Here is a 14,683-nt window from a genome sequence, read left to right as displayed (position 1 = left end):
TTTCATTGATTCTGCCACTCTTCAATAGTTCATCTGTTCTAGCAAAGTTGACATACTCCCCATATAAGTTGTGAACAAGGTTTTATTTTCATCAACCGCCAAGAACGCCAATATAAGAAAAAAAACTATATGTTAAAAAGCTATTTAGGTTTGCTCTATGACAACGCACTATGAAAAAATTCCTTTTGTATGGGAGGAACCAAAGCCAGTAGTTCAGGTTCCGGAAAGACTTATATTTCGATCGCTGAACGATATTGGCATAGAATATTTCACAACTACCGTAAGTTACGCCATAACTTCTTCATTAGACCGAAGCGATCAAAAGGCTGTTAGAGAATTAAGAGCAGATCAAGCTGCGGCAAAGTTAATAGCACAAGTAAGCGATGATTTCGATTATGAACCCGAATGGTGGCAACTTGGCTTTAACAATGCCGATGAATTGGTAGGATTTATCCAGCCAGTGATATATCGTGGATGCCGCAAAGACAACTTGGAAGAAGGCACAATCTACTATATCGGTGTTATGCCAAAGCAGCGAGGAAAGCGCTATATATACGACCTTCTGTGCCAAGCCACCCAACTTCTGCAACAAATAGGTGTTTGGCGGATATTTTGTGATACAGATGTTCTTAATACACCCATGATAAGAGCATTCCAAGAAGTCGGTTATCGCCAGTATAGTTCTCCCTGGCAACGCCCACTATAGCAACAGCCTATCTCCCCAATTTATTAGGAATACCTTCACAGCCACCAGGAATCGAGTCTCTAGTTTTTTCACCACCCCAAGCACAGCAGTAATAACGCGCTGGCTCAGACATACGTTGCGCATCGGTAAAATCAGCATTTTCGACCACAGCACCCGTATGTTCACCAGTTTGATAGTTTGGTGGTGCAGTGCGGCTGCGGGGTGATGCTTTTTCCGCTGCACCATAAAATAGACGAACTCCATTAAGATCGGCGGTGCCGAGTTTGGCATCATAGAGGATGGTGCGGGAAAGGTTGGCTTTTACCAAGTCACAACCACTGAGATCGGCGCGGACAAGATTAGCTTCGCTGAGGTCAGTCCAACGCAAATCTGTGCCAGCCAGGTCTGCGCCAGCTAGCATCACGCCCAAATCGATGACACGTACACCTTCCAGGCGGTCTTCGGCATAACCACCTACACCATTGAGAATCGCTCTCCCCAAACGGCGATCGCGTTTAAGGGGTGTGAGTAATTTAGAACGGGAAAGAAAGCGGAGAATCTTTGCTTTCCCGCTACCATCGACACTACTTAAAATTGCCGCTGTGCGTCCTTCAGCGATCGACCGTTCTTGGGGCCAGTCTTCTAATAGTCCTTCTTCATCTAATACCAAGTCTGAAATGCCTTGGAAATATGAATCTATTGTTTGCTGCTGGGTAATAATATTTTGTTGAACTGTCAGCAGGTTTTGCTGAATTGTCAAGTCTTTAGAAATAACGTATTGTCGCCAAGCCACATAAACAGCGATGATGGCGATCAAAATTTGCCCCAAAGCGCCAAACCACTCCGCCAACGTCCCAGAAGCATCCCAATTAATCTTGAGTCCCCAAGCAGACAAGCGATCAGCCAAACCGGAAAATTTCACTAAGCCGATGATGGCTACTAATAACCCTATAAAGGCAATTAACAGTGTTCTATCTTGAGGTGAAAACCATTCTCTGATTACAGTTTGCAACCAAGGCAATAGCATCGCCAAAGACAAAATTAAAGTCACTAGGGTGCCAAAAATGCCAATTAGCCAGTTATTTAGGGCAAGTCCGATGATTGTGATCGCGATCGCTAATAAAGTAATCAGCAATGCCCTGGGCTTTACCGTAACTACATTAATTGTTGGTGATTTGAAGAAAGAACGGGCTTGTTTCAGCGCTGCTGTATTTTGTGGAGATTGCAAAGAAGCAATCGCAGCTAAGGCTTGTTGTGTAGCCAGCCCGTCTGATGTTAGGTTCTGCTCACCTGTCCCACTATCAAAATCATCTGGTTGCGAGTCTTCTTCCGAAATGGGATCTGGGGTTGGTGAATTGGAGGAGTTGGATTCAATCGTCATTCTTTATATTGTGCCCCAGCATACTCAGTTCAACAGCTGTTTTATGTTAACTGCTAGAGGGTAGGCTAAGGCAATACGGCAATTCTATTCAGGTTGGGAAAATCACTGTTTTTCCAGGAAACGGCATTAGCACGCCCCTGTTTGGAGGATAGGACGTTAAGGAAAATCAATATCTTCTCTCACCAGGAGTTTGTTTGATTGGAGAAGGATGTGGCTTGCCTAGTGTTAATTGCCAACTTTGATATTGGAATCCGATTTGATTTTAAAAAAAATCCGTACCTATTTTAGTTGTTTATTTTCTGATTTTTCAGCAAAATTTATTAAAGATAAATCTCTGTAAATAGAAAACATAATCTCTCTTCAATAATCTAGTTTTTCAAGTATTTTGCAAAGTATTATGACCATTTTTAAGCGAGTGTAGCGACATAATTAACAAATTTACTTGCCTTAATTAAACATATTATGTTATTGTCTTATTATCTTTATGCAAAAATTAAAATTTAAAAAATTAAAGAAAAAATTGATAAAAACAGTGTAGTTTGATACTATCTTTTAAGAGAAACAAGTTTTAGCATCATATTATGATTTCTGTAGGTACAGCATGGTCTTGCGGCGCTGCTTGATTGCCTCTAGCTTTATCACTTTCTCGATATTTGGCTGTAGTGATTGGGCAAATTCAACGGCAGAAAATACCAAACAAGTTGTACAGGAAGGTAATGTTGCCCAGCTTCTAATAAAAGCAAAAACACCGCAAAAGGCAGAAGATTTCTTGAATCAAGGTAATAACCTGCTAGATGCTCATCGCTACAAAGAGGCGATCGCAGCATACGATAAAGCGATCGCTCTTAAACCTAAAATTGCCGAAGCGTGGATTAACCGAGGCAATGCCTTAACGTCTCTACAACGCTACAAAGAGGCGATTACATCCTACGATCAAGCAATTAGCATCAGGCCTGATAAGGATATAACTTGGTATAATCGCGGCAATGCTTTAACATCTTTACAACGCTACAAAGAGGCGATCGCATCATACGATAAAGCGATCGCCCTTAAAGCTAACAAGTATGAAGCCTGGATTAACCGAGGTATTGCTCTCACAAAACTGCAACGCTATCCTGAAGCATTGAAATCCTACGATACTGCGATCGCAATTAAGCCAGATAAGCATGAAGCATATTACAATAAAGCTTGTTCTTATGCTTTACAGCACAATGTAGAATTAGCAATTACAAATTTGGATAAGGCATTCAAACTAGCTCCTGGTAAATATCAGAAATTAGCAAAAACCGATTCAGATTTTAATAAAGTACGTAGCGATAAAAGATTTCAACAGTTGATTCAATAATCAGCACTCTAGACATAGGAAACACACAAAAATTAGTAGGGTGGGCAATGCCCACCTATCTATGTCTCCGTAGATTTTAAAAATAGAATATAAATTTTATATTACGATACTATATTGTCTAGCTTATCTAGAACTATAACCTTTTAAATTATATATGAAAAAATTACTAATTACTGGAGCCAGTGGTTTTTTAGGATGGCATATTTGCCAGATAGCAAAACCAGAATGGGAAATTTATGGTACTTATTTTTCTCATTTTTTAGAAATACCTAGCGTCAATATGATGAAAGTCAACTTGACCGATTTTCAAGAAATAAAAAATATATTTAATGAGATTAATCCCACAGCAGTTATTCATACGGCTGCTCATTCTCAACCTAACTTTTGTCAAACTCATCCCGAAGAATCATACACAATTAATGTCACAGCATCCTGCAATATAGCCGGGCTTTGTGCTGATTCGGCAATTCCTTGCGCCTTTACATCAACTGACTTAGTTTTTAATGGCTTAAATGCTCCCTACAAAGAAACAGATTCAGTGTGTCCTGTAAGTATTTATGGTGAGCAAAAGGTTAAGGCTGAAGCAGGTATGTTAGGAAGATATCCCAATACAGCAGTCTGTCGGATGCCATTAATGTTTGGTATGACTACACCTACTGCTAAAAGCTTTATTCAGCCATTTATTGAAACCTTACAAGCAGGGAAAGAACTAAATTTATTTATAGATGAATTCCGCACACCAGTAGGCGGTACAACTGCCGCCAAAGGACTATTATTAGCGTTAGAAAAAGTGCAAGGATTGATTCACCTAGGTGGTAAAGAACGGATTTCGCGTTACGATTTTGGTCAGCTACTAGTAGATATATTTCAAATTTCTGACGCTAAACTTCAAGGTTGCCGACAACAAGATGTAAAAATGGCAGCACCTAGACCAGCAGATGTGTCTTTAGATAGTTCTAAAGCTTTTGCGTTAGGGTATGAACCTTTATCTGTTCAAGAGGAATTAGCGGCATTAGCTACTAGTCAAGATCATGATTGCAAAAATTAAACAGTAGCATTTTGAAACTGATCGTTTTTATTCTAGAAATGGGAAAGATATTAAATAAGTTGATATAGAAGATATATTTTACGGTAAATATGGTGCCAACTAATGTACTTGACCTCGCTAAACAAGGCAATGCAGATGCGATCGCAAGTCTCATTAATTATCAAATGCAATCTCAAGGCATAACTGCCAAGGTTACTTTACAAGATAATTGCATATACGTGCTGTTAGAATCAGCCACAGTACCTGACCAAAAAACGGTAGCACCTTTTATTTTCAATGGAATAATTAAGCTAGCTATAGAAATAGCAGATTCACTTCAAGTTTACGGGAGAAGAACAGGTGAAAAACGTCCTACTTGGAGTCAAGTTTATTCATTAAGCGAAGCAAAATCTTCCACCGGAGATAGGTTGGCAAAAAATACTCAAGACATCACAACAGAAGACAAATCATCCTCCCAGTTCAACAGTCTTGGAAAAGTTGCTCTTTCTGGAAGTTTAGATACCATTTCGACTCATCTTAATCGCGTTTTGATAGATGAAAAAGTGAACATAGAAATTATTCCAGAAGATAAACTGCTTAAGATCATTGCAGAAACCGATCGCGTTTTAGATGGATCTGTTTTTGCAGAACGTATTTATCAAGAGTTGAAAAATTTTAATCTCAGCGAGTTTGAAACTATAGAGATTTATAAAAAGAAACTGAAGAGTGGACAATGTTTTCAACTTAAAGCTTTTGTGTTGGCTAGTTCACAGCAGGAAACTTCGGAATCGAAAAATCCAAAAGAACTAATAACTCACACACAAAGAGTCGCTACCATACCGCAGAAAACTAATCAAATTAAACCGCAGCCTCAAAAAGGTAATAAACCCAAATTAAAAATTGGTCGTATTCTTGGTGTCGTAGTAATTGTGGTAGTCGCTGCATTTATAATTATCAGATTATTAAAACGAATAATAATACTTGTGCTTCTATCTCCTGCATTAGGTAGCTTTAGTGTATTTCTTAGTATTTTCTTCTTATGGCGAAGTTACCCTTTTTTAATGCTTCTTTTTCAACAGTTACTCAGGTTGCTAGTAGCAGAATAAAATTCTCTATCAGGGACTTGCAATACCTGAATCAGGTGTAGTTTATGGCAAGAAACCCAACATTTGCGAAGCTTAATTTTAATTTTTGCAGGCAGTCTAATAAATAAAATCACGCAAAAGCACAAAGTCTTTGCGTGATATTTAAATAGATATTATTTAGCAATACCTATTGCTGTGAATAAGCCTCCATTGGCAGACAAGAACAAACAAAATTCCTGTCGCCAAAAGCAGCATCTATGCGACCTACAGCAGGCCAGAATTTGTGTTCGCGAGTCCAAGGTGCGGGGTAGGCAGCTTGTTCGCGAGAATACGGATGATGCCATTCTCCGGTGATCAGGCTTTCGGCAGTGTGGGGGGCATTCTTCAAAAGATTATCTTGAGCATCCACCTTACCTAATTCAATTTCGGCAATTTCTTGGCGAATGGCAATCAAAGTGTCACAGAAACGATCCAATTCTTCTTTAGATTCGCTTTCTGTTGGTTCCACCATGATTGTACCTGCTACAGGCCAAGAGACAGTCGGCGCGTGGAAGCCGTAATCCATCAGCCGCTTGGCAACATCATCAATTTCGATACCCGCAGATTTTTTGAGCGATCGCAAATCTAAAATGCATTCATGGGCAACCAGACCATTTTTCCCTTGATACAAAACGGGATAATACTGCTCAAGTCGCTTGGCGATATAGTTGGCGTTGAGAATTGCTACTTTAGTTGCTTGGGTCAAGCCAGCTGCACCCATCATGGCAATGTACATCCAAGAAATTACCAAGATGCTGGCACTACCCCAAGGCGCAGCAGCAACAGCACCAATCGATTTTGGATTTTGGATTTTGGATTTTGGATTGTTGTTGATATAGACAACAGGGTGTCCAGGGAGAAATGGCACAAGATGGGAAGCTACGCCAATTGGCCCCATACCAGGGCCTCCGCCACCATGAGGGATACAGAAGGTTTTGTGTAGGTTTAAGTGGCAGACATCCGCGCCAATATCTCCGGGACGGCAAATCCCTACTTGGGCGTTCATATTCGCCCCATCCATGTAAACCTGTCCACCGTGGGCATGAACCACAGCACAGATTTCTTGTATCGCCTCCTCGAACACACCATGAGTTGAGGGATATGTCACCATCAAGGCAGCGAGTTCATGACTATGTTTTTCTGCCTTTGCCTTGAGGTCATCAAGGTCAACATTACCTTGGGAATCACAAGCAACGGCTACAACCTTCATGCCACACATCACCGCACTAGCTGGGTTGGTTCCGTGTGCTGAGGTCGGAATCAAACAGATGTTGCGATGTCCTTCTCTACGACTTTCGTGATATTGATGAATCACTAAAAGTCCTGCGTATTCACCTTGAGAACCAGCATTTGGTTGTAGGGAAATGCCCGCAAACCCAGTAATTTCTGCTAACCATGCCTCAAGCTGCTGGAACAAGATTTGATAACCCAGCGTTTGGGATGAAGGCGCAAATGGATGAATCTTGCCAAATTCCTCCCAGGTTACTGGTATCATCTCCGCTGTAGCATTCAACTTCATCGTGCAAGATCCTAAAGGAATCATCGATGTAGTTAAAGACAAGTCCTTTGTTTCTAGCTTGTGTAGATAACGTAGTAACTCGGTTTCTGAGTGATAGCGGTTAAAGACGGGATGAGTGAGGTAACTGCTGGTACGGGCAAAAGTTGAGTTTTGTAAAGGCGATTGACGCTGTGTCGCGATCGCATCTGCAATTTCTTCAACATCAAAATCAAGATGATCAGAACCAGCAAAAATCTGCCAAATTTCTATTAAATCATCAACCGTGGTTGTTTCATCTAAGGAGATACCAACGGCAGTTTCATCAAAAATTCGCAGATTAATATTCCGCGCTTGGCAACCTTCAAGAATTGTTTCTAAGTTGCGTGTTCCCAACTCTACCCGCAAGGTATCAAAGAAAGGTTCAGAACTTATCTTGTAACCCAGACGCTTTAATCCTGCTGCCAAAATTAAAGTTAGCTGATGGATATTCTCGGCAAGATTCTTGAGTCCATCGGGACCATGATAGATAGCGTACATACTCGCCATCACAGCCAACAGCACTTGTGCAGTGCAAATATTACTTGTGGCTTTTTCCCGGCGGATGTGTTGTTCGCGGGTTTGTAAAGCGAGACGCAATGCAGGCTTACCTTGGGCATCTTTTGATACACCAACTATTCGCCCTGGAACCTGCCGCTTATACTCTTCTTTGGTAGCAAAGTATGCCGCATGAGGTCCTCCAAACCCCAAGGGAATCCCGAAGCGCTGAGTACTGCCAATCGCAATATCCGCACCAAATTCACCAGGAGGTGTCAGCAAAGTTAAGCTTAAAGGGTCTGCTGCTACCGTCACCAATGCACCCTCAGCATGGGCTTTTTCTATAAAAGCGCGGTAGTCGTAAATAGTGCCGTCACTAGCAGGGTATTGCAAAATTGCCCCAAAAATCGGCTGAGCAAAATCAAAGCTTTGATGATCGCCAATAATAATCTCAATCCCCAGCGGTTTAGCCCGTGTTTGCAGGACATCAATGGTTTGGGGATGGCACTCACGAGAAACAAAATAGGCATTTGCTTTATTTTTGCAAACACCATAACTCAAAGTCATTGCTTCTGCTGCTGCTGTGGCTTCATCCAGTAATGAAGCATTGGCAATTTCCAAACCCGTTAAGTCAATAATTAGAGTCTGGAAATTTAGCAGCGCTTCCAAGCGTCCTTGGGCAATTTCTGGCTGATAGGGGGTGTAGGCAGTATACCAACCAGGGTTTTCTAAGATATTACGCTGGATCACAGGTGGCGTGATGCAATCGTAATATCCCATACCGATGAATGATCGGAAAACCTGATTTTTTTCAGCAATTTTTTTTAACTTAGCCAGTGCTGCGTACTCAGTTTGTGCCTCTGGTAATTTTAGTACTCCTTTAAACCGAATTGTCTGAGGTACTGTTTTGTCGATCAGGGTATCAAGGCTAGGAAGGCCTAAGACCCCAAGCATTTGCTGGATGTCATCAGAGTTAGGTCCAATATGCCTTTGTATAAAATTATTTAAATTTTGCTTCCTTTCGCCCAGCACTTGGCGATCGCTAGACTTAGGAATAGGGGCTTTTACCACAAATTGCTCTCCCGATGGAACTATTTAATATTTTGCAACAAGTATTGGGGATTGGGGCATTTGTCAAGAGTCAAGGAACAAGGAGTCAATGGTCATTGATCATTTCCCCGTGTCCCCTTGTCTCTTCCTCCCCTCATCTCCCCATCCCCTACTCTCTACTACTCCCCTTCCACCTGGGCGCGATATTCGTCTGCACTCAAGGCATCTTGGATTTCATCGAGGTCATTGACGCGAACTTTGAGAAACCACGCCTCGCCGTAGGGGTCTTCTGCCACTTGTTCTGGAGACTCAATCAATTCATCATTGCGTTCGATAACTGTGCCAGTAACTGGCGAATTCAGGTCTTCAACGGCCTTTACTGATTCAATCGAGCCAAAGGTATCTCCCTTGGTAATAGCATCACCAATTTCTGGCAATTCTAAGAACACAACATCACCTAATTGATCTACGGCAAACTCGGTAATGCCAATGGTAGCAATTTCACCTTCTAAGCGAACGTATTCATGAGTATCCAGGTATTTCAAATCCTGAGGATATTCAAAAGACATATGATTTCCCTCTCCACATCAAAAAATTATTTGCCTCAAGATTAATCAAAGGCATATTTGGTAATTAACCATACTTTGACACTCCTTCAGCTAAAGCACGAAGGATTCTAGCTGTTCGTTTTCATCCTCCAGCTTTAAACATGAAGGCTCTCAACGATGTATTTAGTAGATTAGTTAACTCACAACACATCATTTCTCAAAAACCTTAGCAGTTATTAATTAGTAACGCGATTTTTTGAACGATAAAAGGGTCGTTTAACCACAGAGGTTGGGTAAGCTTTACCGCGAATTTCCACTTCTAGTTGCTGGCCGACAGCAGCTAGCTGGGAAGGAACGTAAGCTAAGGCAATGGGATAACCGAGTGTAGGTGAGAGTGTACCACTGGTAACTTCCCCTACTACTTTACCTAAAGATAATACTTGGTAACCATGACGAGCGATATTCCTGCCTGGCATTTGCAAACCTACTAGTCGGCGCTGCACTCCCACTGCTTTTTGCTGTTCCAAAACTGCACGACCAATAAAATCACCTTTGGTATCTAAGTGAACTAGCCATCCTAAACCAGCTTCTAAAGGGGTGGTGCTGTCATCGATATCTTGCCCGTAAAGTGCCATTGCTGCTTCTAGCCTCAGGGTATCTCTAGCACCTAGACCGCAGGGAACCACACCAGCATCATAAAGTCGTTGCCACAATTCTATGCCCACTTCTGGATCGACCATGACCTCAAATCCGTCTTCGCCGGTGTAACCTGTACGGGCGAGGAAGCCTGTTTTTCCTAGTATTGGTGCTTGGAGATGACCAAAGGCTTTAATTGGGCTTAAATCTGCTTCTACAAAAGGCTGGAGATAGTTAATGGCTTTTGGCCCTTGTACAGCAATTAAAACTTTGTCTGGTGATATGTCTTGAAATTCCACTGCATTCAGGTCAAGGTGTTGCAATAGCCAAGCTTTATCTTTACCTGTGGTTGCCGCATTGACAATAATCGCTGCCTTTTGTTTCCCTGTGGTGTCTTCACCTTGGTAATAAACAATAATGTCGTCAATAATTCCGCCCTGAGGATTTAGCAATACTGTGTATTGCGCTTGACCGGGTTTTAAGCGGTTTAAGTCCGAGGGAACTAAAACCTGAAGTTGCGAAATCAGGTTTTGACCTTGTAGAGTAAATTTACCCATGTGGGAAATATCGAACATTCCTGCTGCATTTCTTACAGCCTCGTGTTCCCTGCTAATACCAGTAAACTGCACCGGCATTTCCCAACCACCAAAACTGGTGAGGCGGGCTTTGAGTTCCACACCCAGTTGATATAAAGGAGTTCGCACCAAGATTGGACGATTTCTGGTTCTTGATTAGCCACAGCTATTTTTGCTTTTGCGATCGCACTTTAATATTTATCTATCCTACGAGATGGCTAGAAAAGGATGAAGATTGAAAATTTCATACTTCAACTTTCACATTTGATACTTCATTACAGTGAGGTTTAATAGTTAAAGGTGTAAGTGTTGAGATTTATTAAGCAAAAATTATGAAATATTGGCAACTACTAGCTAGCTTTGTTTTAGCTATGGTTCTTTTTTTGTTTCCCCTATCAGCACAAGCTGCAAGTTCTTCCAGTATTACCCGTTCTGCTGGCGACGAACTCAAAGGTAAGGATTACTCAGGTCAAAATCTCATTGGGACTGAGTTTACCAACGTCAATTTAGAGAACGCTAACTTTACCAATGCTGACTTACGTGGCGTCGTGTTTAACGGTACGGTTTTGCAGGGAGTCAATCTGCATGGTGCTGATTTTAGTAATGGCATCGCCTATTTGGCAAAGTTTAGGGGTGCTGATTTAAGTGGTGCAATTTTAACAGATGCAATGATGTTGCGTTCAATTTTTGATGATGTTGACATCACAGACGCAGACTTTACAAATGCAGTCTTAGATGGGCTGCAGGTTAAGAAACTTTGCGCTCAAGCCAGCGGCGTTAATCCGAAAACTGGCGTAGATACTCGTGAGTCTTTAGGTTGTAAGTAAATAGGCATGGGGCATGGGGCATTAGTCATTTCTCCCTTGTCCCCCTTGTCCCCCCACTCTCCCCACCCTCTTCCTGTTCCCCTCGCAACAGAGGTTTTTACTAAGTATTTTTTCCTACTAATAGGGTGGTTTCGAGGGCAACAATCACCCCAAAAACACAAAAAATCCTGAAATCTATATAAATTAATGGTTTCATGTATCCACATCAGGCTACAACACCTTAGAATGATTCATTGAAAAGTCGAGCCGATGGGATTTGCAGCCATTTTGAATAAAAATGCTCCCAAAGGATGACTTTTGTATTCCTACAAACAGAGATTTCCGTAAGGATGCATCAGGGTGCATCTGTAGCGAATCTCAAGTAAACCTCAAGGAGTTTGACATGAATAAAGGTGAATTAGTTGATGCTGTAGCTGAAAAAGCTAGTGTTACCAAAAAGCAAGCAGACGCAGTTCTAACTGCTGCTTTAGAAACGATCATTGAAGCTGTCTCCTCTGGCGATAAGGTAACGCTGGTAGGATTCGGTTCGTTTGAATCACGGGAACGTAAAGCTCGTGAAGGTCGTAACCCCAAAACCAATGAAAAGATGGAAATTCCTGCTACCAAGGTTCCTGCTTTCTCTGCTGGGAAGTTGTTTAGAGAAAAGGTTGCACCCCCAAAATCGTAGGTTCTGCCTTTAGGAACCTTTTTTTGATGCGGCAACCTGCACATGGGGGCAATTTAGCTTGGGCAGCAGCACTAGCTGGCTGTCCCCCTGCTGCTATTCTGGATTTTTCTGCCAGTATCAGCCCATTGGGACCGCCAAATAGCGCGATCGCGGCTATTCAATCCCAAATTGGTAATCTTAGGCACTATCCAGATCCTAATTACAGTGAATTGAGATTCGCTCTCAGTCACTTCCATCAACTGCCGTCTGAGTGGATTCTGCCGGGCAATGGCTCAGCAGAATTACTTACTTTAGTTGGTCGAGAATTAGCACAATTAGCCGCAACAGTTGTAATGACTCCAGCGTTTGGCGACTACTACCGGACTCTCGCGGCGTATAACGCTCAATTACTGGAGTTTCCTGTTGATTTGGGATTTGAAGGTGATTTGTCATTAATCGTTGACAAAGCAGAAAACCTCAAAGACATTGGACTTCTGCTGAACAACCCTCATAACCCAACAGGAAAGCTTTTTTTACGGGAATCAATTCTCCCCTACCTAGAGCAGTTTGCCTTGGTAGTGGTGGATGAAGCGTTTATGGACTTTTTGCCTCCCGATGAGGAACAAAGTCTGATTGCGCTAGTACAGGAATATGACAATTTAGTAGTGTTGCGATCGCTCACAAAATTTTACAGTCTGCCTGGACTGAGGCTGGGATATGCGATCGCTCATCCCGACCGCCTATCTAGGTGGCAGTTATGGCGTGACCCCTGGCCTGTCAATACGTTGGCGGCGGCGGCGGCGATTGCTGCACTCCAGGATAGGGAATTTCAAGAGCAAACCTGGTTATGGCTACCATCTGCAAGAACTCAACTCCTTCAGGGGTTGGCTGCAATTCCAGGATTAAAACCAAAAAACAGCGCTGCTAACTTTTTACTGATAGAGTCAAAACAGTCTATTTTGCAGTTGCAGCAGCAATTACTGAAGCATCACCAAATTTTAATTCGCGATTGCCTGAGTTTTAAAGAATTAGGCGATCGCTTTTTCCGGGTTGCTGTACGTACTCAAGTCGATAACCAACGCTTGCTCACAGCGTTACACTCAGTGATGAGTGCTGAGTGATGAGTGATGAGTGCTGAGTTTTGTGTCAATTGTTAGTGGCCAGTTATTTTTGATTTCAATTGGCCACTAACTAATAACTTAATGACTAATAAGTAATGACCAATGACTAAGTAAATAATGACTAATGACTACGATATTGTGATTGTTGGTGGCAGTCTTGCTGGACGTTACGCAGCCTTAGCGGCTACTCAACTAAGAGCTAAAGTTGCCTTGGTGGAACCCAAAATTAACTATGGGTTTCTGTATCACCACGCTATTAGCGAAATCGGCAACCTAGCGCACCATCTGCACGATGCAGTTGGTCTGAGTATTCATCCCTCACAGGTTGATAATCCAGAAAAATCACCAATATCTGTGGTATTGCCAGAGGCAATGCTATATGCTCAAGGCGTTGTCTCCAATGTGGAAGCACAGCATTCTGCCGCTAACCTAGCCGCCTTAGGAGTAGATGTCATTTTTGACAGTGGTCAATTTCAATCTTCGCCCCATTTAGCATTTGCCGTTAGCGAGCGTTTGCTCAAGGCCCGTACCTATTTGCTAGCCAGTGGTTCATGTCCAGCAATTCCAGAGATTGACGGATTGTCAGCTACTGGCTACTTTACCCTATTTAACATTTGGCAATTCCTATACGGGCGGGGAAAACCCATGTCAACACCACCTAAAAATTGGGTGATTCTTGGTGGTGTCCCTCAAAGCATTGAAGTCGCTCAAACCTTAGCGCGGTTAAGTTGCAATGTGACACTCGTTGTTAAGCGTCCCCAGCTTTTGCCTGATATTGACCCTGAAATATCCCAGTTACTTCAAGCACAGTTGGAGGTGGATGGCGTGCGTGTTATCACGCAAACACCAGTAACTCAGGTAATGCGAATTGAAGATAAAAAGTGGATTCAAGCAGGCGATAAAGCAATTGAAACTGATGAAATTTTAGTGGCAACTGGACAGCAGCCTAACGTTGCATCTTTAAATTTAGCAGCAGTAGACGTGAAATGGTATCAGCGTCATCTAGTAGTGAATCATAAACTACAAACCACCAATCCTCGTATTTATGCTTGTGGTGACGTTATTGGTGGCTATGACTTTACCAACGTCGCTAATTATGAAGCGAGAATAGCGTTAAACAATGCCCTATTTTTTCCGAGGTTACGAGTTAATTATCGGTGCATTCCTTTAGCGATATTTTCTCAGCCAATGTTAGGGCAAGTAGGTCTCACAGAGAAAAAGGCAAAACGCCGATACAATCATCAAGAAATTATAGTAGTAAAGCAGTATTTTAAAACAGTAGCAGCAGCCCAAATTCGTAGTGAAAATACAGGTATTTGTAAATTAATTTTGTTACGCAATGGCGAAATTTTAGGAGCCGAGATATTTGGCGCAGCTGCGGGAGAGTTAATTAATTTGATTGCTTTGGCAATGTCCCAAAACATTAAAATTCAGCAGCTAGAAAACTTATCGCCTGTCTATCCAAGTTTTTCAGAAATTTTAGAACAATGTGTAAGAGAGTGGCACAAGCAAAAGTTAAATAGCAACATTGCTTGGCAAGAATTTCTGGAAAGTTACTTCCAGTTCCGCCGCGATTGGAATATATGAAAATCTAATTATATAGCGTTTCTCGGTCTAATGAAGTAGGGTGGGCATTGCCCACCCAGCCCTTTCAACGCGAACAAATGAACTACTGTCTTCAAAGCT

General features: G+C 42.1%; 12 protein-coding genes. 8 read left to right on the top strand and 4 right to left on the bottom strand.

The features are described 5' to 3' along the window. Positions 1–157: 157 nt before the first annotated feature. Positions 158–706, top strand: a complete 549-nt coding sequence (locus BV372_RS16160) for a GNAT family N-acetyltransferase (protein WP_086687519.1) — start codon at positions 158–160, stop codon at positions 704–706. Positions 707–713: 7 nt separating this feature from the next. On the opposite strand, the gene BV372_RS16155 is transcribed toward BV372_RS16160, so the two are convergent. Then, positions 714–2,066 (bottom strand): pentapeptide repeat-containing protein, encoded by a 1,353-nt coding sequence (locus BV372_RS16155; protein ID WP_086687518.1) that lies wholly within the window; start codon positions 2,064–2,066, stop codon positions 714–716. Between the two features lie 601 nt (positions 2,067–2,667). Here BV372_RS16155 and BV372_RS16150 point away from each other — a divergent pair. The 3 genes from BV372_RS16150 (at position 2,668) to BV372_RS16140 (ending at position 5,544) form a co-directional block, all read left to right on the top strand. Further along, positions 2,668–3,411, top strand: coding sequence for a tetratricopeptide repeat protein (locus tag BV372_RS16150; protein ID WP_086687517.1), 744 nt, complete (start codon positions 2,668–2,670; stop codon positions 3,409–3,411). 154 nt (positions 3,412–3,565) lie between these two features. Continuing rightward, positions 3,566–4,459 carry an NAD(P)-dependent oxidoreductase gene (locus tag BV372_RS16145; RefSeq protein ID WP_086687516.1) on the top strand — a complete coding sequence of 298 codons (894 nt, stop codon included), beginning with the start codon at positions 3,566–3,568 and terminating at the stop codon, positions 4,457–4,459. 89 nt (positions 4,460–4,548) lie between these two features. Next, positions 4,549–5,544 carry a hypothetical protein gene (locus BV372_RS16140; protein WP_086687515.1) on the top strand — a complete coding sequence of 332 codons (996 nt, stop codon included), beginning with the start codon at positions 4,549–4,551 and terminating at the stop codon, positions 5,542–5,544. Between the two features lie 166 nt (positions 5,545–5,710). Here the strand turns inward: BV372_RS16140 and gcvP are convergent, their stop codons facing one another. From gcvP to gcvT, 3 genes are all read right to left on the bottom strand, one after another. Further along, positions 5,711–8,665 carry an aminomethyl-transferring glycine dehydrogenase gene (gene gcvP / locus BV372_RS16135; protein ID WP_086687514.1) on the bottom strand — a complete coding sequence of 985 codons (2,955 nt, stop codon included), beginning with the start codon at positions 8,663–8,665 and terminating at the stop codon, positions 5,711–5,713. 158 nt (positions 8,666–8,823) lie between these two features. Beyond that, positions 8,824–9,213 carry a glycine cleavage system protein GcvH gene (gcvH, locus tag BV372_RS16130; protein ID WP_086687513.1) on the bottom strand — a complete coding sequence of 130 codons (390 nt, stop codon included), beginning with the start codon at positions 9,211–9,213 and terminating at the stop codon, positions 8,824–8,826. Between the two features lie 215 nt (positions 9,214–9,428). After that, positions 9,429–10,535, bottom strand: a complete 1,107-nt coding sequence (gene gcvT, locus BV372_RS16125; RefSeq protein ID WP_086687512.1) for a glycine cleavage system aminomethyltransferase GcvT — start codon at positions 10,533–10,535, stop codon at positions 9,429–9,431. Between the two features lie 200 nt (positions 10,536–10,735). On the opposite strand from gcvT, the gene BV372_RS16120 reads away from it, so the two are divergent. From BV372_RS16120 to BV372_RS16105, 4 genes are all read left to right on the top strand, one after another. After that, complete coding sequence (locus BV372_RS16120) at positions 10,736–11,230, top strand: pentapeptide repeat-containing protein (protein WP_086687511.1); 495 nt, start codon at positions 10,736–10,738, stop codon at positions 11,228–11,230. A gap of 382 nt (positions 11,231–11,612) precedes the next feature. After that, positions 11,613–11,897 (top strand): HU family DNA-binding protein, encoded by a 285-nt coding sequence (locus tag BV372_RS16115; protein WP_009457351.1) that lies wholly within the window; start codon positions 11,613–11,615, stop codon positions 11,895–11,897. A 26-nt stretch (positions 11,898–11,923) separates the two neighbouring features. Next, on the top strand, positions 11,924–12,997 hold the full coding sequence (gene cobD, locus BV372_RS16110) for a threonine-phosphate decarboxylase CobD (protein WP_086687510.1): 1,074 nt from the start codon (positions 11,924–11,926) through the stop codon (positions 12,995–12,997). Between the two features lie 117 nt (positions 12,998–13,114). Continuing rightward, a complete protein-coding gene (locus BV372_RS16105; protein ID WP_086687509.1) occupies positions 13,115–14,584 on the top strand; it encodes an NAD(P)/FAD-dependent oxidoreductase in 1,470 nt (489 codons plus the stop codon). The last annotated feature ends 99 nt before the right edge of the window (positions 14,585–14,683 follow it).

This window comes from Nostoc sp. T09 (assembly GCF_002154695.1).
Taxonomy (GTDB): Bacteria; Cyanobacteriota; Cyanobacteriia; order Cyanobacteriales; family Nostocaceae; genus Aulosira.
This window is presented reverse-complemented; position numbering and strand designations above follow the sequence as displayed.

What these genes read in the sequence shown, in the direction of transcription:
- BV372_RS16155 (WP_086687518.1), bottom strand. Translation starts at nt 2,066, where the DNA reads ATGACGATTGAATCCAACTCCTCCAATTCACCAACCCCAGATCCCATT.
- BV372_RS16140 (WP_086687515.1), top strand. Translation starts at nt 4,549, where the DNA reads ATGGTGCCAACTAATGTACTTGACCTCGCTAAACAAGGCAATGCAGAT.
- BV372_RS16145 (WP_086687516.1), top strand. Translation starts at nt 3,566, where the DNA reads ATGAAAAAATTACTAATTACTGGAGCCAGTGGTTTTTTAGGATGGCAT.
- BV372_RS16115 (WP_009457351.1), top strand. Translation starts at nt 11,613, where the DNA reads ATGAATAAAGGTGAATTAGTTGATGCTGTAGCTGAAAAAGCTAGTGTT.
- BV372_RS16150 (WP_086687517.1), top strand. Translation starts at nt 2,668, where the DNA reads ATGGTCTTGCGGCGCTGCTTGATTGCCTCTAGCTTTATCACTTTCTCG.
- cobD (WP_086687510.1), top strand. Translation starts at nt 11,924, where the DNA reads ATGCGGCAACCTGCACATGGGGGCAATTTAGCTTGGGCAGCAGCACTA.
- BV372_RS16105 (WP_086687509.1), top strand. Translation starts at nt 13,115, where the DNA reads ATGACTAATGACTACGATATTGTGATTGTTGGTGGCAGTCTTGCTGGA.
- BV372_RS16120 (WP_086687511.1), top strand. Translation starts at nt 10,736, where the DNA reads ATGAAATATTGGCAACTACTAGCTAGCTTTGTTTTAGCTATGGTTCTT.
- BV372_RS16160 (WP_086687519.1), top strand. Translation starts at nt 158, where the DNA reads ATGACAACGCACTATGAAAAAATTCCTTTTGTATGGGAGGAACCAAAG.
- gcvH (WP_086687513.1), bottom strand. Translation starts at nt 9,213, where the DNA reads ATGTCTTTTGAATATCCTCAGGATTTGAAATACCTGGATACTCATGAA.